This window comes from Tritonibacter horizontis, from assembly GCF_001518015.1.
Taxonomy (GTDB): Bacteria; Pseudomonadota; Alphaproteobacteria; order Rhodobacterales; family Rhodobacteraceae; genus Epibacterium; species Epibacterium horizontis.
Genome location: NZ_LPUY01000041.1, coordinates 89,016 through 115,070 on the forward strand (window position 1 = coordinate 89,016; position 26,055 = coordinate 115,070).

General features: G+C 61.7%; 26 protein-coding genes. 22 read left to right on the forward strand and 4 right to left on the reverse strand.

The features are described from left to right. The first annotated feature begins 10 nt into the window (after positions 1-10). The 20 genes from TRIHO_RS06675 to TRIHO_RS06770 all read left to right on the forward strand — a co-directional run bounded on the left by TRIHO_RS06675 (position 11) and on the right by TRIHO_RS06770 (position 19,284). Positions 11-616, forward strand: coding sequence for an NADH-quinone oxidoreductase subunit C (locus tag TRIHO_RS06675; protein WP_068241497.1), 606 nt, complete (start codon positions 11-13; stop codon positions 614-616). Beyond that, positions 616-1,830 (forward strand): NADH-quinone oxidoreductase subunit D, encoded by a 1,215-nt coding sequence (locus TRIHO_RS06680; protein WP_106406156.1) that lies wholly within the window; start codon positions 616-618, stop codon positions 1,828-1,830. The genes TRIHO_RS06675 and TRIHO_RS06680 overlap by 1 nt, the downstream gene beginning before the upstream one ends. After that, complete coding sequence (locus TRIHO_RS06685; protein WP_068241501.1) at positions 1,830-2,996, forward strand: NADH-quinone oxidoreductase subunit E; 1,167 nt, start codon at positions 1,830-1,832, stop codon at positions 2,994-2,996. Before TRIHO_RS06680 ends, TRIHO_RS06685 begins: the two co-directional genes overlap by 1 nt. A 67-nt stretch (positions 2,997-3,063) precedes the next feature. Beyond that, a complete protein-coding gene (locus TRIHO_RS06690) occupies positions 3,064-3,306 on the forward strand; it encodes a DUF5337 domain-containing protein (RefSeq protein ID WP_068241577.1) in 243 nt (80 codons plus the stop codon). 6 nt (positions 3,307-3,312) lie between these two features. Then, positions 3,313-4,611, forward strand: a complete 1,299-nt coding sequence (gene nuoF, locus TRIHO_RS06695; RefSeq protein ID WP_068241503.1) for an NADH-quinone oxidoreductase subunit NuoF — start codon at positions 3,313-3,315, stop codon at positions 4,609-4,611. Between the two features lie 14 nt (positions 4,612-4,625). Then, a complete protein-coding gene (locus TRIHO_RS06700; protein WP_068241579.1) occupies positions 4,626-4,979 on the forward strand; it encodes a hypothetical protein in 354 nt (117 codons plus the stop codon). Between the two features lie 167 nt (positions 4,980-5,146). Continuing rightward, positions 5,147-5,536, forward strand: a complete 390-nt coding sequence (locus TRIHO_RS06705) for a DUF5333 domain-containing protein (RefSeq protein ID WP_068241581.1) — start codon at positions 5,147-5,149, stop codon at positions 5,534-5,536. Positions 5,537-5,539: 3 nt separating this feature from the next. After that, on the forward strand, positions 5,540-7,558 hold the full coding sequence (gene nuoG, locus TRIHO_RS06710) for an NADH-quinone oxidoreductase subunit NuoG (RefSeq protein ID WP_068241505.1): 2,019 nt from the start codon (positions 5,540-5,542) through the stop codon (positions 7,556-7,558). After that, positions 7,555-7,947, forward strand: coding sequence for a hypothetical protein (locus tag TRIHO_RS06715; RefSeq protein WP_068241507.1), 393 nt, complete (start codon positions 7,555-7,557; stop codon positions 7,945-7,947). The genes nuoG and TRIHO_RS06715 overlap by 4 nt, the downstream gene beginning before the upstream one ends. Positions 7,948-7,953: 6 nt before the next feature. Next, positions 7,954-8,991 (forward strand): NADH-quinone oxidoreductase subunit NuoH, encoded by a 1,038-nt coding sequence (gene nuoH, locus TRIHO_RS06720; protein WP_068241508.1) that lies wholly within the window; start codon positions 7,954-7,956, stop codon positions 8,989-8,991. Position 8,992: 1 nt separating this feature from the next. Further along, on the forward strand, positions 8,993-9,487 hold the full coding sequence (gene nuoI, locus TRIHO_RS06725; RefSeq protein WP_068241510.1) for an NADH-quinone oxidoreductase subunit NuoI: 495 nt from the start codon (positions 8,993-8,995) through the stop codon (positions 9,485-9,487). Then, positions 9,484-9,894, forward strand: coding sequence for a carboxymuconolactone decarboxylase family protein (locus TRIHO_RS06730; protein ID WP_068241511.1), 411 nt, complete (start codon positions 9,484-9,486; stop codon positions 9,892-9,894). The genes nuoI and TRIHO_RS06730 overlap by 4 nt, the downstream gene beginning before the upstream one ends. Then, positions 9,891-10,493: an NADH-quinone oxidoreductase subunit J gene (locus tag TRIHO_RS06735; protein WP_068241513.1), complete on the forward strand. Its 603-nt coding sequence runs from the start codon at positions 9,891-9,893 to the stop codon at positions 10,491-10,493. Before TRIHO_RS06730 ends, TRIHO_RS06735 begins: the two co-directional genes overlap by 4 nt. Positions 10,494-10,496: 3 nt before the next feature. After that, on the forward strand, positions 10,497-10,802 hold the full coding sequence (gene nuoK, locus TRIHO_RS06740; RefSeq protein ID WP_008553673.1) for an NADH-quinone oxidoreductase subunit NuoK: 306 nt from the start codon (positions 10,497-10,499) through the stop codon (positions 10,800-10,802). A 5-nt stretch (positions 10,803-10,807) separates the two neighbouring features. After that, entirely contained in the window at positions 10,808-12,967 is a 2,160-nt protein-coding gene (gene nuoL, locus TRIHO_RS06745; RefSeq protein WP_068241515.1) for an NADH-quinone oxidoreductase subunit L, read from the forward strand. Next, positions 12,967-14,532: an NADH-quinone oxidoreductase subunit M gene (locus TRIHO_RS06750; protein ID WP_068241516.1), complete on the forward strand. Its 1,566-nt coding sequence runs from the start codon at positions 12,967-12,969 to the stop codon at positions 14,530-14,532. The genes nuoL and TRIHO_RS06750 overlap by 1 nt, the downstream gene beginning before the upstream one ends. Positions 14,533-14,544: 12 nt before the next feature. Further along, entirely contained in the window at positions 14,545-15,981 is a 1,437-nt protein-coding gene (nuoN, locus tag TRIHO_RS06755; protein WP_068241518.1) for an NADH-quinone oxidoreductase subunit NuoN, read from the forward strand. Positions 15,982-16,068: 87 nt separating this feature from the next. Continuing rightward, the gene (locus tag TRIHO_RS06760) at positions 16,069-16,818 is read left to right on the forward strand and encodes a biotin--[acetyl-CoA-carboxylase] ligase (RefSeq protein ID WP_068241520.1); all 750 of its coding nucleotides are present in this window, start codon (positions 16,069-16,071) and stop codon (positions 16,816-16,818) included. A gap of 16 nt (positions 16,819-16,834) precedes the next feature. Further along, on the forward strand, positions 16,835-17,611 hold the full coding sequence (locus TRIHO_RS06765; protein WP_068241522.1) for a type III pantothenate kinase: 777 nt from the start codon (positions 16,835-16,837) through the stop codon (positions 17,609-17,611). A 2-nt stretch (positions 17,612-17,613) separates the two neighbouring features. Then, positions 17,614-19,284: a ribonuclease J gene (locus TRIHO_RS06770; RefSeq protein WP_068241525.1), complete on the forward strand. Its 1,671-nt coding sequence runs from the start codon at positions 17,614-17,616 to the stop codon at positions 19,282-19,284. Between the two features lie 205 nt (positions 19,285-19,489). Here TRIHO_RS06770 and TRIHO_RS06775 read toward each other — a convergent pair whose 3' ends face one another. The 3 genes from TRIHO_RS06775 to TRIHO_RS06785 all read right to left on the reverse strand — a co-directional run bounded on the left by TRIHO_RS06775 (position 19,490) and on the right by TRIHO_RS06785 (position 23,931). Continuing rightward, complete coding sequence (locus TRIHO_RS06775; RefSeq protein WP_068241527.1) at positions 19,490-21,088, reverse strand: DEAD/DEAH box helicase; 1,599 nt, start codon at positions 21,086-21,088, stop codon at positions 19,490-19,492. Between the two features lie 194 nt (positions 21,089-21,282). Then, a complete protein-coding gene (locus TRIHO_RS06780) occupies positions 21,283-22,251 on the reverse strand; it encodes a glycosyltransferase family 2 protein (protein WP_082705050.1) in 969 nt (322 codons plus the stop codon). 72 nt (positions 22,252-22,323) lie between these two features. Further along, positions 22,324-23,931, reverse strand: a complete 1,608-nt coding sequence (locus tag TRIHO_RS06785) for a peptide chain release factor 3 (RefSeq protein WP_068241530.1) — start codon at positions 23,929-23,931, stop codon at positions 22,324-22,326. Between the two features lie 198 nt (positions 23,932-24,129). Between TRIHO_RS06785 and TRIHO_RS06790 the strand changes: the two genes are divergently transcribed. Then, entirely contained in the window at positions 24,130-24,423 is a 294-nt protein-coding gene (locus TRIHO_RS06790) for a DUF883 family protein (protein WP_068241532.1), read from the forward strand. Between the two features lie 4 nt (positions 24,424-24,427). Continuing rightward, the gene (locus TRIHO_RS06795; RefSeq protein ID WP_068241534.1) at positions 24,428-24,805 is read left to right on the forward strand and encodes a hypothetical protein; all 378 of its coding nucleotides are present in this window, start codon (positions 24,428-24,430) and stop codon (positions 24,803-24,805) included. A gap of 202 nt (positions 24,806-25,007) precedes the next feature. On the opposite strand, the gene TRIHO_RS06800 is transcribed toward TRIHO_RS06795, so the two are convergent. Further along, the gene (locus tag TRIHO_RS06800; protein WP_068241536.1) at positions 25,008-26,039 is read right to left on the reverse strand and encodes a Hint domain-containing protein; all 1,032 of its coding nucleotides are present in this window, start codon (positions 26,037-26,039) and stop codon (positions 25,008-25,010) included. Positions 26,040-26,055: the final 16 nt, after the last annotated feature.

Below are 26,055 nucleotides of genomic sequence, written 5' to 3' on the forward strand. Positions count from 1 at the left end.
GGAGAGACAGATGATCCAAGCATTGCAAGAGCTGGGCCACCAGATCGAAGCCAAGCGCCCGGAATGCGTCCTGTCCTGGGATATCGCCCATGACGAGCTGAACATTGACGTGAAGCCTTCGAATATCGCCGGTCTGGTCGAATTCCTGCGCACCGACCGCGCCTGCAAATTTTCCACCCTGGTGGATATCACGGCCGTCGACTACCCCGAGCGCAGCAAGCGGTTCGATGTGGTCTATCATTTGCTGTCGATGTACCAGAACCAGCGGATCCGCCTGCGGGTTGCGGTGCGTGAAGAGGACATGCTGCCCTCGATCGTGGACGTGCATCCCTCGGCCAACTGGTTCGAACGCGAAGTGTTCGACATGTTCGGCATCCTGTTCACCGGCCACCCGGACCTGCGCCGCCTGCTGACGGACTATGGCTTCCGCGGTCACCCGCTGCGCAAGGATTTCCCGACCACCGGCTATACCGAGGTCCGTTACGACGAGGCGCAAAAGCGCGTCGTCTACGAACCTGTGAAGCTGGTCCAGGAATACCGCCAGTTTGACTTCATGAGCCCATGGGAGGGTGCCGAATACATCCTGCCCGGCGACGAGAAGGAGGGGGCGAAATGATGGACGGCTCCAAAGGTTTCGAAGACGCCCAGACGGGCGAACAGAAAATCCGCAATTTCAACATCAACTTCGGCCCGCAGCACCCTGCGGCCCACGGCGTGCTGCGTCTGGTGCTCGAACTTGATGGCGAGATCGTCGAACGGTGCGATCCGCATATCGGCCTGTTGCATCGCGGCACCGAAAAGCTGATGGAAAGCCGCACCTACCTGCAGAACCTGCCGTATTTCGACCGCCTCGACTATGTGGCGCCGATGAACCAGGAACATGCCTGGTGCCTGGCGATTGAAAAGCTCTGTGGCGTCGAAGTGCCGCGCCGGGCCTCGCTGATCCGGGTGCTTTATTCCGAAATCGGCCGCATTCTGAACCACCTGTTGAACGTGACCACACAGGCCATGGACGTGGGGGCGCTGACGCCACCGCTCTGGGGCTTTGAGGAACGCGAAAAGCTGATGATCTTCTACGAGCGGGCCTGTGGTGCGCGTCTGCACGCCGCCTATTTCCGCCCAGGTGGTGTCCATCAGGACCTGCCCGACGACCTGTTGGATGATATCGACCTCTGGGCGATGGAATTCCCCAAGGTGATGGATGACATCGACGGGCTGTTGACGGAAAACCGGATCTTCAAGCAGCGCAACTGTGATATCGGCGTCGTGACCGAAGAAGAGATCCAGCAATATGGCTTCTCCGGGGTGATGGTGCGGGGCTCCGGCCTGGCCTGGGACCTGCGCCGCGCGCAGCCCTATGAATGTTACGACGAGTTCGATTTCCAGATCCCGGTCGGCAAGAACGGCGATTGCTATGATCGCTACCTTTGCCGCATGGAGGAAATGCGCCAGTCGCTGTCGATCATCCGTCAGGCCATCCAGAAGCTGCGCGAAGCCACCGGTGATGTGATCGCGCGGGGCAAGCTGTCGCCGCCGAAGCGGGGCGATATGAAGACCTCGATGGAGAGCCTGATCCACCACTTCAAGCTCTATACCGAAGGCTTCCACGTTCCGGCCGGCGAGGTCTATGCCGCCGTCGAGGCGCCGAAAGGCGAATTCGGTGTCTATCTGGTCGCCGATGGCACCAACAAACCTTACCGCGCCAAGCTGCGCGCCCCGGGCTTCCCGCACTTGCAAGCGATGGATCATGTCGCCAAGGGGCACCAGCTCGCGGATGTCGCCGCCATCATCGGCACCATGGATATCGTTTTTGGAGAGATTGACCGCTAATGCTCCGTCGTCTGCATTCCGAACAACCCGAAAGCTTTGCCTTCACGCCCGCCAACCAGGCCTGGGCCGAGGCGCAAATGACCAAATACCCCGAAGGCCGTCAGGCCTCGGCGGTGATCCCGATCCTGTGGCGTGCCCAGGAACAGGAAGGCTGGGTCACCAAACCGGCGCTGGAATATGTCGCCGATATGCTCGGCATGGCCTATATCCGCGTGCTGGAGGTGGCGTCGTTCTACTTCATGTTCCAGCTGCAGCCGACCGGCTCGGTCGCGCATGTGCAGATATGCGGTACCACGTCCTGCATGATCTGCGGTGCCGAAGACCTGATCGCGGTCTGCCGCGAAAAGATCGCGCCCAAGGCGCATATGCTGTCGGCCGATGGCAAATTTTCCTGGGAAGAGGTGGAATGCCTCGGGTCCTGCACCAATGCGCCGATGGCGCAGATCGGCAAGGACTACTTTGAGGATCTCACGACCGAGAGCCTGGCGAAGCTGCTGGACGACCTTGCTGCGGGCAAACCCGTGGTGCCGGGGCCGCAGAACGGGCGTTACGCAGCCGAACCGAAATCCGGCCTGACCTCGCTGGCTGATTACGATGCGGGCAAGCCGCAGTATAACGCCTCTGTCGCGCTGGCCACCGAACTGGGCGATAGCGTCAAGCGGATCCAGGGCGACGAGGTGCCTCTGCTGACCCCATGGATCGGCAAGGACGGCAAGGTGGCAGGGCGTGACGCCGCCGCCCCGACGCCGCCAGCGCCGGAACGTCCGATGCCAGCCGTCAAGCAGGCCGCCGCGAAAAAGGCGCCGCTGAAGAAATCCGCAGCCGCCACCCCGGCGCAGCCGGAAGCGGCCGCCGCAGCGGTGACCGAAGAAGAAGCGCCAGAGACGCTGACCGCTGCGCGCGGTGGTCAGGCTGACAACCTCAAGCTGCTCAAGGGCGTGGGACCAAAGCTCGAAGAGACGCTCAACGAGTTGGGCTTTTTCCACTTTGACCAGATCGCCAAATGGACCGAGGCTGAGGTGGCCTGGGTCGATGCGCGGCTCAAATTCAAGGGCCGCATCGAACGCGATGGCTGGATCGCTCAGGCGGCACAGCTTGCAGCGGGCGAAGAGACCGAATTTGCCAAGACGGCCAAGAAAGACGGCCGTTACGACGACGATAAATAGCCAAGGTGCAGCGCGGCGACCCTTTTGGTGATCGCGCATGCCCACAGGCGAGGATGATGCAGGACCGATGGACGCCGACGCACAGGACAAGGCCATAGCAGCCAAGGGACGGCACGCCGCGCTGGTGATTGCCGGAACGATGGTGGCCTGGTTGATCCTGTCACTCTTTGTCGGTCCCGCCATCGGGTTGCCAGGACGATACGCGCTGTTGTTTGATTTTGCCGCGCTTGCGGGCATGGTCTATGCGGCGATCAATATTTTTCAACTCTGGCGCCTGCGTCAGGCCACTGAACAAAAGAACCAAAGGTAGGCAGACATGCTGAAAGACCAGGATCGGATCTTTACCAACCTTTACGGGATGCATGAGCGCACGCTGGCGGGCGCCCAGAAACGCGGCCATTGGGATGGGACAGCGGATCTCATCGGCAAGGGCCGGGACTGGATCATCCAGACGATGAAGGATTCCGGGCTGCGCGGACGGGGCGGCGCGGGCTTTCCGACCGGTCTGAAATGGTCCTTCATGCCCAAGGAAAGCGACGGTCGCCCGTCTTATCTGGTGATCAACGCCGATGAATCCGAACCCGGCACCTGCAAAGACCGCGAGATCATGCGTCATGATCCCCATACGCTGATCGAAGGGGCGTTGATCGCGTCCTTCGCGATGCAGGCGCATACCTGCTATATCTATCTGCGTGGCGAATACATCCGCGAGCGCGAGGCGCTGCAGGCCGCAATCGACGAAGCTTACGACAAGGGCTTTCTCGGCCGCAATGCGGCCGGTTCCGGCTGGGATTTCGACGTCTTCCTGCACCACGGGGCAGGGGCCTATATCTGCGGCGAGGAAACTGCGCTGCTGGAAAGCCTTGAGGGCAAGAAGGGCATGCCCCGGATGAAGCCGCCGTTCCCGGCTGGCGCCGGCCTTTATGGCTGCCCGACCACGGTGAACAACGTCGAATCCATTGCCGTCGTGCCAACGATCCTGCGGCGCGGGGCCGAATGGTTTGCGGGCTTTGGGCGCCCAAACAACGCAGGCACCAAACTGTTTGCGGTTTCTGGCCACGTCAACACGCCCTGCGTCGTCGAAGAGGCGATGTCGATCTCCTTCGAGGAGCTGATCGACAAGCATTGCGGCGGTATTCGCGGCGGGTGGGACAATCTTCTGGCGGTGATCCCTGGCGGCTCTTCGGTGCCCTGTGTGCGCGGCGAGAAGATGAAAGACGCGATCATGGACTTTGACTACCTGCGGGGCGAGCTCGGCTCGGGCCTGGGCACTGCGGCGGTCATCGTGATGGACAAGCAGACCGATATCATCAAAGCGATCTGGCGCCTGTCCAAGTTCTACAAGCACGAAAGCTGCGGCCAGTGCACCCCTTGCCGCGAAGGCACCGGCTGGATGATGCGTGTGATGGATCGTCTGGTCCGTGGCGAAGCGGAAATCGAAGAGATCGACATGCTTTGGGATGTGACCAAACAAGTCGAAGGCCACACTATCTGTGCGCTCGGCGATGCGGCGGCCTGGCCGATCCAGGGCTTGATCCGCAACTTCCGCGAGGAAATCGAAGACCGCATCAAGGCGCAAAAATCGGGCCGCCTGGGCGCGATGGCAGCGGAATAACCAAGGATATGCGGATGCACCCAGCTCTTCCAGTGACCTTGATCGCGGCGCTTGGCCTCGGGCTGGTGTCTTGTGGCAAGCTCAACGAGGACAAATACCCGCGCTTTGACGGCGTACCGTTCCGGGTGAGTGCCAAGGCGATCAACAAGCGGGAAACTCTGGCCGATTTCCGGGTCGAGGTGGCAGATGCGACACGGTCGCAGTCTGGCGCATATGCTGCGGCTGACCACGCCGCCAAAAGCTATTGCATCGAGAATTACGGCACCTCGAAATTCGACTGGACGAATATCACGGTCGGACCCGACGGCAGCTATGGTCTGCATCTGGACAACGGGGCCGGTGTGTTCACGGGGACCTGCAAACCGTGACGGGCAGATCGGCATATCCTGGCCGGTTTGAAACCGGGCGCGCGGCACTGCTATTGCATAGCAGGGCGATTTCCACAGGTGGTTGCAAAACACCACCCAAGGAGAATGCCATGACTGTTGCCGCCCCGACCCCGTCCCGTCTTCTGTTGACCGTGTTCTGGTCGCTGATGCTGGCCAGTGTACTTGCGGTCAGCGCCACCGCGGGCGAGGCCAGGCCCTCGTTGCGCGATGTGCCGGAAATCGAAAACCCGCTGTTTGCGGTCGCTGTGGCCAGCGAAGTTGCAGACAGCTGCAACCACAGGCTGGCGCCGCGAACCCTGAAGGGGCTGAACCAGCTCTACCAGATCCGCTCGCGCGCCAATGCGCTTGGGTACAGCGACAGCGAGATCAAGGCCTACATCAAATCGGATCAGGAAAAATCCCGGATGCGCGCCAAGGGCGAGCGCCTGCTGACGCAGGAAGGGGTCAAACTGGACCAACCGGAAACCTTCTGCGCCTACGGGCTGGCAGAGATTGAGAAAAACAGCGCGATCGGCGTGTTACTGAGGGCGAAATAGACCATGTCTGACCTCCGCAAGATCAACATTGACGGAAACGAGATCGAAGTGGACGGGGCAATGACCCTGATCCAGGCCTGTGAGCAGGCGGGCATCGAAATTCCGCGCTTCTGCTACCATGAGCGCCTGTCGATTGCCGGCAACTGCCGCATGTGCCTTGTCGAAGTTGTTGGCGGCCCGCCGAAACCGGCGGCCTCCTGCGCGATGCAGGTGCGCGATCTGCGCCCCGGACCGGAAGGTCAGGCGCCGCAGGTGAAAACCAATTCGCCGATGGTGAAAAAGGCGCGGGAAGGGGTGATGGAGTTCCTCCTGATCAACCACCCGCTGGATTGCCCGATCTGCGACCAGGGCGGCGAATGTGACCTGCAGGACCAGGCGATGGCCTATGGCGCGGATTTCTCGCGTTTCCGCGAACCCAAACGCGCGGTGGACGAGCTGAACCTCGGCCCGCTTGTCGGAACGGCGATGACCCGCTGCATTTCCTGCACCCGCTGCGTGCGCTTCACCTCCGAGGTGGCTGGCATCACTCAGATGGGCCAGACCGGTCGCGGCGAGGATGCCGAGATCACCTCCTATCTGAATGAAACGCTGAATTCGAACCTGCAGGGCAATATCATCGACCTGTGTCCGGTGGGCGCGCTGACCTCGAAACCCTATGCCTTTACCGCCCGTCCGTGGGAGCTGACCAAGACGGAAACCATCGACGTGATGGATGCGCTAGGCTCCAACATCCGCGTCGATACCAAGGGCCGCGAAGTGATGCGGATCCTGCCGCGCAACCACGATGGCGTGAACGAGGAATGGATTTCCGACAAGACCCGCTTTGTCTGGGATGGTCTGCGGCGTCAGCGGCTGGACCGCCCCTATGTGCGGATTGATGGCAAGCTCCGGCCCGCCACTTGGCCCGAGGCACTCGACGCGGTCACCACCGCGATGAAGGGCAAAAAGGTCGCCGGTCTGATCGGTGATCTGGTCTCTGTCGAGGCCGCCTATGCGCTGAAGCAGCTGATCGAAGGGCTCGGTGGCAAGGTCGAGGCCCGCACGGACAACGCCCGCCTGCCCATCGGCAACCGCGCGGCCTATGTCGGCACCGCGACAATCGAGGATATCGACAGCGCCAAGTTCATCCAGCTGATCGGCACCAACCCGCGTGACGAAGCACCGGTTCTGAACGCCCGCATCCGCAAGGCCTGGTTGAAGGGCGCGCAGGTGGGGGTGGTCGGTCCCGAAGTGGATCTGACCTATGACTATACCCATGTCGGCACGGATCGCGCCGCGCTGGACGGTCTGCTGAACAAGGACTACGGCGATGTGCGCGACGCGCCCTCCGTGGTGATTATCGGGCAGGGCGCTCTGCGCGAGGCCGACGGTCTGGCGGTTCTGGCAGCGGCGCAAAAGCTGGCGGCGGACACCAACAGCAAGCTCCTGGTGCTGCACACGGCGGCGGCCCGCGTTGGCGCGCTCGACATCGGCGCAGTGACCGAAGGCGGCATGGCGGCCGCAATCGACGGTGCCGAGGTGATCTATAACCTGGGCGCGGACGAGGTCGAAATCGACCCGGGCGCATTTGTGGTCTATCAGGGCAGCCACGGGGACCGGGGCGCTCATCGGGCCGACGTGATCCTGCCTGGCGCGGCCTATACCGAAGAAAACGCGCTGTTCGTGAACACCGAAGGGCGGCCTCAGCTGGCGATGCGCGCCGGTTTCGCCCCTGGCGAGGCCAAGGAAAACTGGGCCATCCTGCGGGCACTCTCAGCCGAGCTGGGTGCGACGCTGCCGTTTGACAGCCTGGCGCAGTTGCGCACCGCCCTGATCAAGGACGTACCGCATCTGGCCAAAGTGGACCGGGTCGTCGCCAACGAAGGCGATGCTTTGCCGCTGGAACCGCTGGGCAAGGCGGCGTTCCTGCCCGCCGTGAAGGATTTCTACCTGACCAACCCGATTGCGCGGTCGTCTCAGCTGATGGCGGAGCTTTCCGCACAGGCGATGGCGCGGCGCGACACCAAGATCGCGGCCGAGTGATCCGCTGGGTCCTCATATCCGGACTGGGGCTTGCCCTTGCCGCCTGCGCCGATGCGCCGGACGGCGAGGTCAGCCGCGCCGCGCCCTCTTATCTGGGCGTCGGCACCAGCCTTCTGGAAGGGGATCTGGTTCAATTCCACCTGTCCATGGACCGGTTGCAAACCGCGGATGAATTGAACGATTACGCCGATTGTGCGGCCGCACAGTATGCCCTGATCCGTGGTTACGGATTTGCGCGTCACGTGCGCACAAAAATGAAACAAGAGGGTGGCATTTGGGAGGCAGATGCTGTCTACACCATCTCGCCAGCTCTCCCGCGCGGATTGCGCACCATCGACGCCGAAGTCGTGGTCGCAAATTGCGAGGCAAACGGAATACCTACGGTGTGAGGACCTATGGCTGATTTCTTTAACACCCCAGGCGGCATTGCTGTCATCATCTTGGCGCAGACCTTGGCTGTCGTGGCCTTCGTCATGATTTCGCTGCTGTTTCTGGTGTACGGTGACCGCAAGATCTGGGCCGCGGTCCAGATGCGTCGCGGTCCGAACGTGGTGGGCCTCTTTGGTTTGCTGCAAACCGTCGCCGATGCGTTGAAATACATCGTCAAGGAGGTCGTGATCCCGGCCGGTGCAGACCGAACGGTCTTTATCATGGCGCCGATCACCTCTTTCGTGCTGGCGATGATCGCCTGGGCGGTGATCCCGTTCAACGACACCTGGGTGCTGTCGGACATCAACGTCGCCATCCTCTATGTTTTCGCGGTTTCCTCGCTTGAGGTCTACGGCGTGATCATGGGCGGCTGGGCCTCGAACTCCAAATATCCGTTCCTTGGCTCCCTGCGCTCTGCGGCGCAGATGATTTCTTACGAGGTTTCCATCGGCCTGATCATCATCGGCGTGATCCTCACCACCGGTTCGATGAACTTTGGCGACATCGTGCGCGCCCAGGATGGCTCTGCCGGGCTGTTCAACTGGTACTGGCTGCCGCATTTCCCGATGGTCTTTTTGTTCTTCATCTCCTGCCTGGCAGAGACGAACCGCCCGCCCTTCGACCTGCCCGAAGCCGAATCCGAACTGGTGGCCGGGTATCAGGTGGAATATTCCTCGACGCCGTTTCTGCTGTTCATGGCGGGCGAGTATATCGCCATCTTCCTGATGTGCGCATTGACCTCGCTGCTGTTCTTCGGCGGCTGGCTCTCGCCCATTCCGTTCCTGCCGGACAGCCCGCTGTGGATGATTGCGAAGATGGCGTTCTTCTTCTTCCTCTTCGCCATGGTCAAAGCCATCACCCCGCGCTACCGCTACGACCAGCTGATGCGCCTTGGCTGGAAAGTCTTCCTGCCGTTCTCGCTGGTCTGGGTGGTCTTCGTGGCCTTTGCCGCACGTTTCGATTGGTTCTGGGGGGCTTTCGCCCGCTGGAGCACAGGAGGCTGATATGACCCAGATCGACTATACCCGCGCCGCCAAATATTTTCTGCTGCAGGACTTCTGGCAGGGCATGAAACTGGGGCTGAAGTATTTCTTTGCTCCAAAATCGACCCTGAATTACCCGCATGAAAAGGGCCCGCTGAGCCCACGCTTCCGGGGCGAGCACGCGCTGCGCCGCTACCCCAATGGCGAGGAACGCTGCATTGCCTGCAAGCTTTGCGAGGCGATCTGCCCGGCGCAGGCCATCACTATCGACGCCGAACCGCGCGAGGACGGCAGCCGCCGCACTACGCGCTACGACATCGATATGACCAAATGCATCTACTGCGGTTTCTGTCAGGAAGCCTGCCCGGTGGACGCCATCGTCGAAGGGCCGAATTTTGAATTCGCCACCGAGACCCGCGAGGAGCTGTTCTACAACAAGGACAAACTTCTGGCCAATGGCGAGCGTTGGGAAGCGGAGATTGCCCGCAACCTCGAACTGGACGCGCCGTACCGATGAGTGAAACACCGAAAAACCCTTTCGAGGCCATGATGGCCCAGGCGCAGGAGATGGCGAAGGCCCTCAATCCCGCGCTGGAGAGCTTTTCTCCCAAAGGGTTTGAGGCGCTTTGGCCGACCATGCCCAAAGAGGTCATGGAAATGATGTTCGGCAATGCCGTCAACAAGGACGGCCTTGACGCCAAGACCCGGCTGCTTTTGACGCTGGCCGGGCTGACCATGCAGGGCGCACAGGCGGACAGCGCCGTGCGTCAGACCGTGCGCCACGCTCTGGAAGCGGGCGCGAAAAAACAAGAGATCGTCGAGACGATCGGACAGATGTCGGTGTTTGCCGGCATTCCGGCCATGACCCGGGCGCTGGAACTGGCGCAAGAGGTCCTGGGCGACAAAGGGGACGATGAGACATGAGCGTTTTTGCCTTTTACCTCTTCGCCATCAGCGCCATCACCGGCGGGCTGTTCACTGTGATCAGCCGCCAGCCGGTGCATTCGGTGCTGTGGCTGATCCTGGCCTTTATTTCCTCGGCCGGGCTGTTTGTTTTGCTGGGGGCGGAATTCGTCGCCATGTTGCTGGTGATCGTCTACGTCGGCGCGGTCGCGGTGCTGTTCCTGTTTGTGGTGATGATGCTCGACGTCGACTTTGCCGAGCTGAAAGCCGAGATGGCGAGATACATGCCGCTGGCCCTGCTGATCGGGCTGGTGATCCTGATGCAATTCGTGATCGCCTTCGGCTCCTGGGAGAGCGCCCAGGATGTGGCCGCGAACATCACCCAGCCGGTGCCTGTCGACCGCCACAACACCGAGGCGCTTGGCCTCATCATTTACGACCAATACTTCCTTCTGTTCCAGCTTGCGGGGCTCATTCTGCTGGTGGCCATGATCGGCGCCATCGTTCTGACCCTGCGCCATCGCCAGGACGTCAAGCGCCAGGATGTCCTGGCGCAGATGTACCGCGATCCGGCCACCGCGATGGAGCTTAAGGACATCAAACCGGGGCAGGGGCTTTGACCAATGATAGGACTTGAACATTACCTGACGGTCGCGGCGACGCTGTTCGTCATCGGCATCTTCGGCCTCTTCCTGAACCGCAAGAACGTGATCATCCTCTTGATGAGCATCGAACTCATGCTGCTGGCGGTGAACATCAACCTCGTCGCCTTCTCGTCGTTCCTTGGCGATCTGGTGGGGCAGGTGTTCACGCTGTTCGTGCTGACCGTTGCCGCCGCAGAGGCCGCGATTGGTCTTGCGATCCTTGTGTGTTTCTTCCGCAACCGCGGCACCATCGCGGTCGAAGACGTCAACGTGATGAAGGGCTAATCCAGATGGAAACCACTCTCCTCTTTGCCCCGCTGGTGGGGGCGGTGATCTGCGGCTTTGGCCATAAGATCATCGGCGAAAAAGCCGCCATGTGGACGGCGACCGGGCTGCTGTTCCTGACCGCGCTCCTGTCCTGGATCACCTTCCTGTCCTTTGACGGCGAAACCCGTATCATCGAGATCTTCCGCTGGATCGAGAGCGGCAGCCTGTCAACCTCCTGGGAAATCCGGCTCGACCGGCTGACCGCGATCATGCTGATCGTGATCTCAACTGTGTCGGCGCTGGTGCATCTGTATTCCTTCGGCTACATGGATCACGATCCGCAGTGGAAGGACGGCGAGAGCTACAAGCCGCGCTTCTTTGCCTATCTGTCGTTCTTTACCTTCGCCATGCTGATGCTGGTGACTTCCAACAACCTGGTCCAGATGTTCTTTGGCTGGGAAGGGGTGGGCGTTGCCTCCTACCTGCTGATCGGTTTCTACTATCGCAAACCAACAGCCGGCGCGGCAGCGATGAAAGCGTTCATCGTCAACCGTGTGGGTGATTTCGGCTTTGCCCTTGGTATTTTTGCGCTCTTCCTGCTGACCGACAGCATCAACCTTGGCGACGTCTTTGCGGCGACGCCGCAGCTGGCGGAGACCTCTGTTCACTTCTTGTGGACCGAGTGGAACGCGGCCGACCTGATTGCCTTCCTGCTGTTCGTCGGCGCGATGGGCAAATCGGCGCAGCTGTTCCTGCACACCTGGTTGCCGGACGCGATGGAAGGCCCGACCCCCGTGTCGGCCCTGATCCACGCGGCCACGATGGTGACCGCGGGCGTTTTCCTGGTGTGCCGGATGTCGCCCCTGATGGAGGTCGCGCCCGAAGCGACCGCCTTTATTACCGTGGTCGGGGCGACAACCGCGTTTTTCGCGGCGACCGTGGGCCTGGTGCAGACCGACATCAAACGCGTCATCGCCTATTCCACCTGTTCGCAGCTCGGCTATATGTTCGTGGCGGCGGGTGTCGGCATGTATTCGGCGGCTATGTTCCACCTGTTCACGCATGCCTTCTTCAAGGCGATGCTGTTCCTCGGCGCGGGGTCTGTCATCCACGCGATGCACCACGAACAGGACATGATGAACTACGGCGGGCTGCGGAAGAAGATCCCCTATACATTTGCGGCGATGATGATCGGCACGCTGGCCATCACCGGCGTTGGCATTCCGCTCACCCATATCGGTTTCGCGGGCTTCCTGTCCAAGGACGCCATCATCGAGAGCGCCTATGCAGGCGGGTCCAGCTATGGGTTCTGGATGCTGGTGATCGCGGCGGCGATGACCTCCTTCTACTCCTGGCGTCTGATCTTTCTGACCTTCTACGGCAAGCCGCGCGGCGACAAGCATACGCACGACCACGCGCATGAGAGCCCGATGGTCATGCTGATCCCGCTCGGCGTGCTGGCTCTTGGTGCGGTCTTCTCGGGCATGCTGTGGTACAACAGCTTCTTTGGTCATGCGGACAAGGTTGGCAAATTCTACGGCATCCCTGTGGCAGAGGCCTCTGCCGGTCATGGCGCGACCGATGCCCATGGTGCCGCCGACGTTTCTCATGGTGCGGATGACTCTCACGGGGCAGCGGATGACAGCCACGCCGTCGCGCAGAGCGATCATGGCGATGCGGCGGCTCACGGCGACGCGGGTGACCATCACTACGCCTTTGCCGGTGCGCCGGGCGAAGGGGCGCTTTATATCGCGCCGGACAACCATGTCCTTGACGATGCCCATGCGGCACCGGCCTGGGTCAAGGTGTCTCCCTTTATCGCCATGCTGCTGGGACTCGGGCTTGCGATCCTGTTCTACATCGTCAACCCGGAGCTGCCCAAACGCCTGTCGCAACAGCAGCGGCCGCTGTATCTGTTCCTCAAGAACAAATGGTACTTTGACGAGCTCTACAATGTGGTCTTCGTCAAACCAGCGCTGGCGATTGGCAAATTCTTCTGGAAAAAGGGCGACGGCAAGACCATCGACGGCTTCCTGAACGGGATTGCCATGGGCGTCGTTCCCTTCTTCACGCGTCTCGCTGGCCGGGCCCAGTCCGGTTATATCTTTACTTATGCTTTCTACATGGTGCTGGGCATTGCCGCCCTGGTCACCTGGATGTCGATCGGCGGAGGATCGCACTGATGGACAATATCCTATCCATCGTCACCTTCATCCCGGCGTTGGCGGCGGCTGTCATGGCCCTGCTGATGCGCGGCGAGGATGAGGCGGCGCAACGCAACGCCAAATACGTGGCGCTGCTGGCCACCACGATCACCTTCTTGGTGAGCCTGTTCATCTATTTCGGGTTTGATGCCGCCAACACAGGCTTTCAGTTCGTCGAAGAGGCGGAATGGATTTTCGGTCTGAAATACAAGATGGGCGTTGATGGGATTTCGGTCCTGTTCGTGCTGCTCACCACCTTCGTGATGCCGCTGACCATCCTGGCGAGCTGGAACGTCTCGACCCGCGTCAAGGAATATATGATTGCCTTCCTGGTGCTTGAAACGCTGATGCTCGGCGTGTTCATGGCGCTGGATCTGGTGCTGTTCTACATGTTCTTCGAGGCAGGCCTGATCCCGATGTTCCTGATCATCGGCATCTGGGGCGGCAAGGAACGGATCTACGCGTCGTTCAAATTCTTCCTCTATACCTTCTTCGGCTCCGTGCTGATGCTGGTGGCGATGGTGGCGATGTATTTCGATGCGGGCACCACCGACATCACCCGCCTGCTGGTGCATGAATTCTCCTATACCAGCTTTGATGTGCTTGGCATTCATGTGCTGGGCGGCATGCAGACGCTGCTGTTCCTGGCCTTCTTCGCCTCCTTCGCGGTGAAGATGCCGATGTGGCCGGTTCACACCTGGCTGCCCGATGCCCACGTTCAGGCACCGACCGCCGGGTCGGTCGTGCTGGCGGCGATCCTGTTGAAAATGGGCGGCTACGGCTTCCTGCGTTTCTCCCTGCCGATGTTCCCCATCGGGTCCGAGGTGATGACGGATATCATCCTGTGGATGTCAGCGATTGCCATCGTCTATACCTCGCTCGTGGCGATGGTGCAGGAAGACATGAAAAAGCTGATCGCCTATTCCTCGGTCGCCCACATGGGGTTTGTCACCATGGGGATCTTTGCCGCCAACCAGCAGGGTGTGGATGGCGCGATCTTCCAGATGCTCAGCCACGGCTTCATCTCTGCGGCGCTCTTCCTTTGCGTCGGGGTCATTTATGACCGCATGCACACCCGCGATATCGACGCCTATGGCGGTCTGGTGATCCGCATGCCCGCCTATGCGCTGGTGTTCATGTTCTTCACCATGGGCAACGTCGGCCTGCCGGGTACTTCGGGCTTCATCGGTGAATTCCTCACCCTGATGGGCGTCTTCCAGGTCAACACCTGGGTCGCGCTGGTCGCCACCTCCGGCGTGATCTTCTCCGCCTGCTACGCGCTCTGGCTCTATCGTCGGGTGGTCTTTGGCGACCTGATCAAGGAAAGCCTCAAGGCGATTCAGGACATGAATGCCCGCGAGAAATGGATCTTTGCGCCGCTGGTCGCCATGACCCTGCTGCTGGGCGTCTATCCTTCCGTTGTCACCGATGTGATCGGCCCCTCGACCGAAGCACTGGTGTCCTCCGTCAACACGGCCGTTGCCGACGCTGGCTTCCTCGCGGAAGCGGCCGAGGTCAATGTCGCCGCCACAAATTCCCACTAAGGAGCCGCTCAGATGCAAGCTGACCTCTCCGTGATCCTGCCTGAGATCATCCTCGCCATCTACGTGATGGCGGCGCTGATCGGGGCCGTTTACACTGCCAAGGACAAGCTGGCGCCCATGCTCGTGTGGGTTACCGCCGCGCTGATGGCGGTGCTCGGGGTCTGGATCGGAACCTCCGGCTCCGGCACGACCGAGGCCTTTGGCGGCATGATCGTCGATGACGCCTTCTCCCGCTTTGCCAAGGTTGCGATCCTGCTGTCCGCCGCTGCTGTCATGGTGATGGGGCAGGACTATATGTCCAAACGCGGCATGCTGCGGTTCGAATATCCGCTGCTGGTCGCGCTCTCTGCCATTGGCATGATGGTCATGGTCTCCGCCGGCGACCTGATGGCGCTCTATATGGGGCTGGAACTGCAGTCCCTCGCGCTCTATGTGGTCGCCGCCCTGCGGCGCGACAGCATCAAATCGACCGAGGCGGGGCTTAAGTATTTCGTGCTTGGCGCGCTGTCCTCTGGCCTGCTGCTCTATGGTGCCTCGCTGGTCTATGGCTTTGCCGGCACCACGCTGTTCTCGGGCATCATCGAAGTGGCACAGCATGGCGAGGTCACGCTGGGCCTTCTGTTTGGCATCGTGTTCCTGATCTCGGGCCTTGCGTTCAAGGTCTCTGCGGTGCCCTTCCACATGTGGACACCGGACGTCTACGAGGGTGCGCCGACCCCGGTCACGGCCTTCTTTGCCTCCGCGCCCAAGGTGGCTGCGATGGGTCTCTTTGCACGGGTCATGCATGACGCCTTTGGCCATGCCGTTGCGGACTGGAGCCAGATCGTTGCCTTGCTGGCAGTGCTGTCGATGTTCCTCGGAGGGGTGGCTGCCATTGGCCAGACCGACCTGAAACGCCTGATGGCCTATTCCTCCATCGCCCACATGGGCTATGCGTTGATCGGCCTGGCGGCGGGCACCGAGCTCGGCATTCAGGCGCTGCTGATCTACATGTCGATCTATGTTGCGATGAATATCGGTACCTTTGCCTTCATCATGATGCTGCATCGCGATGGCAAACCGGTGACCGACATCCGGGCGCTGAACCAATACGCCAAGCGCGAACCGGGGCGGGCGCTGGGGATGCTTGTGCTGCTGTTCTCGCTGGCCGGTGTGCCGCCGATGCTTGGCTTCTTTGGTAAATTTTTCGTGCTGCGCGCCGCGGTCGAGGCGGACATGGCCTGGCTTGCGATCGCCGGTGTGATCGCCTCGGTGATCGGTGCCTATTACTATCTGCGGATCGTGTTCTTCATGTACTTCGGCTCCGAAGGGGTGGAGGTCGAAACCGCCCGCTCACCGGTGCTGTTGGCCTTCTTCTCGGCGGGGGCCGCGCTGATGCTGATTGGCGTGATCTCGACATTCGGGCTTGAGGGCGCGGCTGCGACGGCCGCTGCGATGTTGGTCCACTGAGCGGGTGCGCCGATAATTTATCAAAAGGCCCGGTCCAGAGCGACCGGGCCTTTTGCCTTTTGCGAAACCGGGTGCTAAAGGGCGCGCATGACTGAATGGCCAAATGGATATGGACGCCGCGTGCTGGCGGAAATCGACAGCACGCTGGACGAGGCAACCCGCCTCGCACCGAGCCTCTCCGGGCCGGAGTGGATCCTTGCGCTGCGCCAGACCAAGGGGCGTGGGCGGCGGGGGCGTGCCTGGACCGACCCGGTGGGAAATTTCGCCGCAACCCTGGTCTATCGTCCATTGGGCTCGCCGCACCAGGTCGCCCTGCGCAGCTTTGTCGCCGCATTGGCGCTCTATGACGCGGTGGAGGTCGTGACCGGCCGCACCAAGGGGCTGGCGCTGAAATGGCCCAACGACGTGCTGCTGAACGGGGGCAAACTGGCCGGTATTCTGCTGGAAAGCGCCGGATCAAAAGGTGGCGTCAGCTACCTTTCTATCGGGATCGGTGTGAACCTCGCCGAAACCCCGATGAAGGAATGGCTGGAACCCGGCGCCGTCTGGCCGGTCTCGCTGCTGTCGGAGATGGGCGTGAAGGTGGACCCTGAAACGTTCCTGACCGCCCTGGCCAATGCCTTTGCCCGCTACGAGGAGCAGTTCACCACCTATGGGTTTGAGCCGATCCGCACCGCCTGGCTGGCGCGCGCCGCGAAGCTGGGCGAGGTGATCACCGCCCGCACCACCCGCGAAGAGATTTCCGGTACGTTTGAAACCGTTGACGAGGCGGGTAACCTCGTTCTCACCACCGCGCGGGGGCCTGTCAGCATCCCGGCGGCGGATATTTTCTTTTGAGCGAGGGCGGGACGTCATGCTTCTGGCAGTAGATTGCGGCAATACCAACACGGTATTTGCCATCTGGGACGGGGATCAGATGGTCGGCCATTGGCGCACCTCGACCGAATGGCAGCGCACGGCGGATCAATATTACGTCTGGCTCTCGACCCTGATGAACCTGCAAGGGATCAAGGCCAAGATCACCGATGTGATCATCTCTTCGACAGTGCCGCGGGTGGTGTTCAACCTGCGGGTTCTGTCGGATCGCTATTTCAACACCCGCCCGTTGGTGGTCGGCAAACCCGAATGCGCGCTGCCGGTGGATGTGCGCGTCGATGTCGGGACCCAGGTCGGCCCTGACCGGTTGGTCAATACCGTCGCGGGCTATCACAAATATGGCGGCGACCTGATCGTGGTCGATTTCGGCACCGCCACCACCTTTGATGTGGTGGCTGCCGACGGGGCCTATATTGGGGGCGTGATCGCCCCCGGCGTGAACCTCAGCCTGGAGGCCCTGCACCAGGCCGCCGCCGCGTTGCCGCATGTGGATATCTCCAAGCCACAAAACGTCATTGGCACCAATACCGTAGCCTGCATGCAATCCGGCGTGTTCTGGGGCTACGTGGGGCTTGTGCGCGAGATCTGTACCCGGATCCGGGCCGAGTCGGACGTGCCGATGAAAGTTATCTCGACCGGCGGGCTGGCGCCGCTCTTCCAGCAAGCAGCAGACCTATTCGACGCATTTGAGGATGACCTGACCATGCAAGGTCTCAGGCTCATCCACGACCATAACAAGGATATCGGTAAGTAACCATGAGCAGTGAACGTTTGATCTACCTTCCCCTCGGCGGGGCGGGTGAAATTGGCATGAATGCCTATGTCTACGGATATGGCGAGCCGGGCCGCGAGCGTCTGATTCTCGTCGATCTGGGCGTGGCTTTCCCGGATATGGACACCAGCCCCGGTGTCGACCTGATCATGCCCGACATCACCTGGCTGGCGGATCGCGCCGACCAGCTGGAGGGCATTTTCATCACCCACGCCCACGAGGACCACATCGGTGCCGTGGCGCATCTTTATTCACGGCTGAACAACGTGCCGATCTTTGCGCGTGCCTTTACCGCCAATATCGCCCGCCGCAAGATGGAAGAACACGGCCAGGACCCGGAGGCGGTCAAGATCATCTCGCCCTGGCCCGAAGTGACCAAACTCGGTCCCTTCACCGTTGGCGCGGTGCCGATCTCGCACTCGATCCCGGAATCCGGGGGGCTGGTGATCGACAGCCCGGCGGGGCGGATTGTCCACACCGGTGACTTCAAACTCGACGAGAATCCCATCGTGGGCGAGGCCTTCGATCCGGACCTCTGGGCCTCGATCTCCAAGGATGGCGTCAAGGCGCTGGTCTGCGATTCGACCAATGTGTTCTCGCCCCACGCTGGTCGTTCCGAGAGCGAATTGGGCGGCAATATCACGCAGCTCATCTCCGAGGCGACCGGCATGGTGGCCGCGACCACCTTTGCCTCCAACGTCGCGCGGGTGAAAACCCTGGCCGAAGCCGGCGAACGGGCAGGGCGCTCCATCGTGCTGCTGGGCCGGGCCATGCGCCGGATGATCGAAGCCTCGATCGAAACCGGCGTGCTGACGGATTTCCCAAAGGTCCTGCAACCGGAAGAAGCGGGCGAAATCCCGCGTGAAAACCTGATGCTGATCACCACCGGCAGCCAGGGCGAACGGCGGGCGGCCTCGGCGCAGCTGGCACGGGGCAAATATCGCGGTCTGGAGCTGAAAGAGGGCGACCTGTTCCTGTTCTCCTCCAAGACCATTCCGGGCAACGAAAAAGGCGTGATCTGGATCATCAACCAGTTTTCCGAACGCGGCGTGGATGTGGTTGATGACAGCTCCTCGCTCTATCACGTGTCCGGCCATGCCAACGGTCCCGATCTGGAGCGGATGCATGACATCGTCAAGCCGACGATGCTGATCCCGATGCACGGCGAACACCGCCACCTGCGCCGTCATTCCCGCCTTGCAGAGGCCAAGGGGATGGCGTCTGCCATCGTCGTGAATGGCATGATGATGGACCTCACCGGGGACCGGCCCAAGGTGGCCGAATACATCGACACTGGCCGCACCTATCTGGACGGGTCGGTCAAGATCGGCGCCATGGACGGGATTGTGCGCGACCGGATCCGCATGGCGCTGAACGGCCATGTTGTTGTCACCGCCATTCTGGACGAGGACGATGAACCGCTGGGCGAACCCTGGGTCGACATCAAGGGGTTGGCCGAAACCGGACAGTCCAATGCGGCGCTGGTCGAGGTGATGGAAGAGGACCTCAACCAGTTCCTGATGCGGGCCGGCAAGAAGACCTTGAAAGATGACGACAAGCTGGAACAGGAACTCAAGCGCATCGCCCGTCAGTCCGCCAATGCGGAAATCGGCAAGAAGCCAGAGGTCACCGTGGTTGTCAGCCGTATGCGCTAAACGCGCATCTTGATCACCACATCACATTAAAAGGCCCGGACCTGTCACAAGGTTCGGGCCTTTTTTGATCCGGAATGGCTGGGATGGCTGCCACCGGTCTGTCGTGTCCCCGACCGGCCTCCGCCAGCCGCAGATGCGGCAAGAAAAAACCGCCCGTGCCGGAGCAGGGGCGGTTTGACATCTCTCAAAAGCGGGCCGTGACCGGTCAGCCGGTGCGCCGTTCAGCAAAGCTCAGCGCGATGAAGCTGGGCATATGATCGCCCATGCCGACAACGGTACGGTCGTCGCGACGATCATCCTTGCGGCCGCGCGAACGCGATTTGTTGCTGGATTTGCTGGGGCCGGAGTTGGCGCTGCCGGCGTCTTGCGCCTTGGGGTCGGACTTGGCGCTTGTGTGGCGATTTGCATCAGAGTTCGCCGGCTCCTGCTTTGCCGGTGCTGGCTCAGACTGGGCCGCGGCTGCGGGGGCTGCAGCCTCTTCTGGTGCCGGTGTTGTCGCCTCTGCCTGCTGTGCCGGTGCCGCCACCGGAGCAGCCTCTGTCGTGGCTGATCTGGACTTGCTGGTGGTGCGGCGGCGGGTCGGCCGTGCAGGCTTGTCGGCCTGTCCAGTCTCCGCGTCGGCGGTGTCGGCTTTCTTCGGCGCGGCAGCGGATGATTTCACCGGGTTTTCCAACCGGGTGATCTCTCGTTGCACCAGACCTTCGACAGCATTGAGCGATTTTTCGTCGCGCAGACTGCAGATGGTAATCGCCTTGCCAGACCGTCCGGCCCGGCCGGTGCGGCCAATACGGTGAACATAGTCCTCCGGGTGGCCCGGCACGTCAAAGTTGAACACATGGCTGACCGATGGCACGTCAAGCCCACGGGCAGCCACATCAGAGGCCACCAGGATCTTCAGCTTGCCCTCGCGAAAACCGTCGAGCGTTTTGGTGCGTTGGCTCTGATCCAGGTCGCCATGGATCGGCGCCGCGTCATAGCCGTATTTCTTCAGCGACTTGGAGACGGCATCCACATCCGTCTTGCGGTTGCAAAAGATGATGGCATTGGTGACCGCGTCACCTTCCTGGTCGATCAGCTCGCGCAGAACCCGGCGTTTCTCGGTCGATTCGCGGTCCTTGCGAGAGGCCTTGAACATCACCACGGCCTGTTTGATCGTCTCGGAGGTCGTCGCCTGACGGGCGATTTCTACCCGCTCGGGTGCGGACAGGAATGTGTTGGTGATCCGCTCGATCTCGCTTGCCATGGTGGCAGAGAAAAACAGCGTCTGGCGGGTAAAGGGCGTCAGCGCGAAGATGCGTTCGATGTCGGGAATGAACCCCATGTCGAGCATCCGGTCGGCCTCGTCCACCACCATGATCTCAATCCCGGTCAGCAGCAGTTTGCCACGTTCGAAATGGTCCAGCAGGCGGCCGGGCGTGGCAATCAGCACGTCGACGCCACGGTCGATCAGCGCGTCCTGTTCCTTGAACGAAACCCCGCCAATCAGCAGCGCTTTGGTCAATTTCACATGTTTTGCGTAGGTATCGAAGTTTTCAGCAACCTGAGCCGCCAGTTCGCGCGTCGGGCACAGCACCAGCGACCGGGGCATCCGGGCGCGGGCGCGACCGCGCGCCAGTCGGGTGATCATTGGCAGCGTAAAAGAGGCCGTCTTGCCGGTGCCCGTCTGAGCGATCCCGAGGACATCACGTCCTTCCAATGCGGCTGGGATGGCCCCGGCCTGAATGGGGGTCGGGCTTTCATATCCGGCTTCCTCAATCGCTTTGAGGACCTTGGGATTAAGGTTCAGATCGGTGAATTTTGTCATATGCGTCCGTTTTTGCGGACACTGACCTGGCCCGCGCGTGTGTGTTTATGCCGGTATCAGTCGAACTCTTGCAGATGCAGTTTGTCCCCGGATGCCGGGCACATAGCAAAAATGCGAGATACGGTCAAATGATCGCGGGTGAAGTTCGGAGATCCGTTTGACTTCGCGCTGATTTGCAGTTTTTGGGAAACAGTTCAGCCATATTGTGGAAATTGTCGCTGCCGCGCCGCGTGGCGGGCCAGTGGGCGGTGCCGCAACAGCCCCTCTGCCTGTAACCGCGCGCGCAGATCGTCGCTGTTGGCGCAGACCTCATCGAAAAAGGCGCGCAGCCCCGCCTCTCCCTGTTCGGCTTCTAATGCCGCAAACAGGCTGTGCAGGTTACAGGACGTCGGGTCCGACCGGCGTGCGGGCGCCATTTCCGCCCGGTAGGATCCTTTTTGATGCCGGTAGCGATACTGCGCCAGCCATTGGGCCCAGCTCTCGGCGTGTAGATGGCACAGATCGACCGCGGGCAGTTCGCAGTGACCGGGGTTTTCCGCGCCATCGACAAAGACGTTGTGGATCCGCAGCTCGACCGGCGCCAGGCCCGTGCGCACAAACAGCTTGCCCTGCACATGGCTGACAAAACCGCCGCGCAGGTTGCGCCCGAACCGGGGATAAAGCCGCTCTGTGGTGTGGTCCTGCTCCGGACCCGACGGGATACGCGCCTTGAAACTGTCCGCCGACGTCTCGGCCTCGCCCGCCAGCGCCTCCAGCGGGCGCGCCCGTGCGCAGAGCGTATCCGCCGGCAGGGCGGTCAGCACCTCGGCAATCCTGTCGCCGCACCACAGGAATTCATCCACGTCGAGATGGATCAGCCAGTCCACATCACCGGCCTGACGACGATAGGCGCGGGTGGCGTTCAGGCTCTGGCGGGCCTGATGTTTTGGCGGCACTCCGCCCCGGCGCTTTTGCCAATGGGCGACGTCGGTCTCGATCACCCGAATCTTTGAATGCGCCCTCAGATGGGGCAGCGCGTCGGGGCAGGGCGCATCAAGGTAGAGAAACAGCCGATGCGCCCCCTGTTCCAGATGCCAGGCGGCAAAGTCGAGGATCTGTTCCGCCTCGGCCTTGATGGTCGCGACAAGGCCCCAGCTTGCGGCTTGCGCTGATGTCTGCGTCACAGGTTCAGGCTCCTCATGTGGTCGTCGCGCGCCATGCAAAACGGGCGCCCCTGCAACAGGGCGCCCGCGATCTCAGACCATCATTTCCTTGGTCGCAGAAAGCTGCAGGTCGGGATAGTCCCGCTGCACCCGGTCAATGTCCCATTGCAGCCGGGTCATATAAACCACGTCGCCGTCGTTATCATGGGCGATATGCTGCTTGTTGGCCTGGGCGAATTTCTCCACTGCCAGCTTGTCGCCATGGACCCAGCGGGCCGAGGTGAACTGGCTGGCCTCGAACCGCACCGGCAGGCCGTATTCCATCTCGATCCGGCTGGCGAGCACTTCGAACTGCAGCGCGCCCACGACGCCGACGATAAAGCCGGAGCCGATCGCGGGTTTGAACACTTTCGCCGCGCCTTCTTCGGCAAATTGCATCAGCGCCTTTTCCAGGTGTTTGCCCTTCATCGGATCGCCCGCGCGCACGCCCTGCAGCAGCTCTGGCGCAAAGGACGGAATGCCGGTGACGCGCAGTGCCTCGCCCTCGGTCAGCGTATCGCCAATGCGCAGCTGGCCGTGGTTGGGGATGCCGATGATATCGCCGCCCCAGGCCTCTTCGGCCAATTCGCGGTCCGAGGCCAGGAACAGCACAGGATTCGAAATCGCCATCGGTTTCTTGGTGCGCACATGGGTCAGCTTCATGCCGCGTTTGAAATGCCCCGAGGCGAGCCGGACAAAGGCGACGCGGTCGCGGTGCTTGGGGTCCATATTGGCCTGAACCTTGAACACGAAACCGGCGACCTTGGTTTCTTCGGGGGCGATCTTGCGCGGCTCGGCCGATTGGACCTGCGGCAACGGGCCGTAATCACCGATCCCCTGCATCAGCTCTTTCACCCCGAAGGAGTTGATGGCAGAGCCGAACCAGATCGGGGTCATATGTCCTTCGAGCACGGATTGCGGATCAAGCGCGGGCAGCAGTTCGCGCGCCATCTCCACCTCTTCGAGGAACTTTTCCAGCAGATGCGCGGGCACATGTTCGGCCAGTTTGGGGTCTTCCAAACCTTCGATGGCGATGCTCTCGGCGACCTTGTTGCGATCTGCGCGGTCCATCAGCTCCAGCCGGTCACGCAGCAGATCATAGCAGCCGATGAAATCGCGCCCAACCCCGATCGGCCAGCTGGCCGGCGTGACATCAATGGCCAGCATTTCCTGGATCTCGTCGATGATCTCGAAGGTGTCGCGGCTCTCGCGGTCCATCTTGTTACAGAAGGTCAGGATCGGCAGGTCGCGCAGGCGGCAAACCTCGAACAGCTTCTGGGTCTGGCTTTCCACCCCCTTGGCGCCGTCGATCACCATGATCGCCGCATCCACCGCCGTCAGCGTCCGGTAGGTGTCTTCGGAAAAATCCGAGTGACCGGGCGTGTCGACAAGGTTGAACCGCAGGTTCTGGAAATCAAACGACATCGCCGAGGCCGAGACGGAGATGCCCCGGTCCTTTTCCATCTGCATGAAGTCGGATCGCGTGCGCCGGGCCTCGCCCTTGGCGCGCACCTGTCCAGCCATCTGGATCGCGCCACCATAAAGCAGGAATTTTTCCGTCAATGTGGTTTTGCCGGCATCCGGATGCGAGATGATCGCAAACGTGCGGCGCCGCGCGATTTCCGGCGGCAATTCAGGGCGGTTCTGAGGCGTGTCCAACATGACGCTGGCCTTAGCCAGAAACCGCAGCCGAGGCAAGGGAAAGCGGTGTTGGCAACGGCGCCGGGGCAGGCCAGGCAAACGCCGATCCTGCCTGTGGGGAATAGCTGCGGGCGCATTTTTTTTCGCATCTGTCGGGAACAAGGCGCGGGCCCGGACGTTGACCAGTCGAACACGAATTGAACAGGAAGGAGCTTTCCGATGCCGAAAGATCAAACCGCCCCCTCGACCGACGATATCGCCGCTCAGATGGAAGTGCTGCGCGCTGATATGTCCGCGCTGACCCGCTCTGTGTCCGACCTTGCCAAGGATCGCGCCACACGGGCCAAGGTGGCCGCCCGCGATACCGCACGCGAGCAAACCCAGGCCATTGCCGATGGTGCCGCGCAGGTCACGCGTCAGGCCGAAGACGCCGTGCGCGCCCAGCCGCTTGCGGCAACCGCCATCGCGGCCGGTCTTGGCTTTGCGCTGGGTTTTCTCAGCAACCGTCGCTAACCCGATGCTGAGACATCTGAAATCCAAGGCCCGGCGCGGTGCGCGCCGGGTCCTGTTCTCGGTCCTTTGTGGGCTCTGTGCCCTGGTCGGTGCGGGCTTTGGGTCGGCGGCGTTGTATTCGGCCCTGCTGGCCTCCGGTCAGACACATGCGATGGCGGGATTGATTCTGACCTGTCTGTGGTTCGGAATGTCTGGCGTATTCCTGCTGTTGAAATCCGCCGTGGGCGAGGATCTGTCGGATGTCGCTGGGGCGGCCCGGTCGGGCGCGCCGCATGTGGCCCATCCCAATGGCCACGCTGCAACTGCGCCCTCGGTCGCAGAGGCCTTTATGGCCGGTGTGAACGAAGGGGCAGGATTTGCCCGCAGTCAGAAAAAGCACTAGCCAGACAGAACACCAGCTAGCCAAAATTGGCGAAAATCAACAGGACCGGGCGGCATGCTCAGTCCTGTAAAGTCGTGCTTAGTGTCACCGTCAGTGTCGTAGAGTGTTCTCTGACACGCGTCCGCCATCGCAAGGGCTTCCGCCGCAGAGGCCTCTCTTGCAAGGGAGCCCCGTGCCACCGGGCCGGGCAAGCCGGGCGGGGCTAGCGCAGCGACGCGCGTTTCAGCAGTTCGACCAGATCGGGGCGGTTTTGCTGGTTGCGGCTGATGTCCAGCCCATGATCCGCACGCACCCCATGCGCCGGACGGCGGCGGACCTCGTCCCGCAGCGCATCGGGCAGGGTGACTTCCGTCACCGGATCCAGCAGCAGCGATTCCGCCGCGATGCCTTCTGCGTAGATGATGTAATGCCGGTCAAACAGGATCTGGTAATAGTCGACAAAGCCGCCGTCCTGCACCACCACCGTATCGCCATTCACCAGATCGCGGGCGCGGACCAGTATTTCCGGGCTGCCCGCGCCGATCTCGTCGGTGCGTTGATAGACCATCAGCCGGTGATCGGGGCTGACCAGCAGGTCAGCGGCATTGTTCAGCGCACCGGCCCGGATCAGGATCGGCGCCATGCTGCCAACGGCACGCACGGTGCTGCGACCGATCCAGGTCACCTCCTGGACGCCACTGTCGCGGGTCAGCACCCGGTCGCCGGGCTGCAGATCCTCGATCGCAACCTGCGCCCCGGTGCCCAGTGTGATCCGGGTGCCACGGGTAAAGGACACGCAGGCCATCTGCGCCAGCGTCTGGCGGGCGCTCAAACGGTCAGCCTTCAACAGGCGATAGCCGGTCTGGGCCAGCAAGGGCGCCTGCGGCACCAGGAACACCGCGTCGATCATCCCCGCGTCATCCACCTGAACCAGCACCAGCGCGTCGATGCTGTCGCCCAGTTCCGGCATTAAGGTCACCGCGCAATCCAGGTGCAACGTTGCGCCGGGGGTGCCCAGTTCGGTGTCGCCATCCACCGCCAGCGCGCCATCACGCCAGGCGGCAAGGCTCAGCCGGCGGGGGGCACAGTCCTGCGTCAGCTCGTAGATGTCATCCATCACCAGCTCATCCATCACCCCCAGCGGTTCGCCGGAATTGACACCGAATTCGACGCAAAACCGTTCGGCCGGGTAGGCCGGTACGGATTGGATGGAGGCGGTCTCCCGTGTCACGTCAGTCTGGCTTTCTGGTTGCATCAGGGCGTCAGGGTGC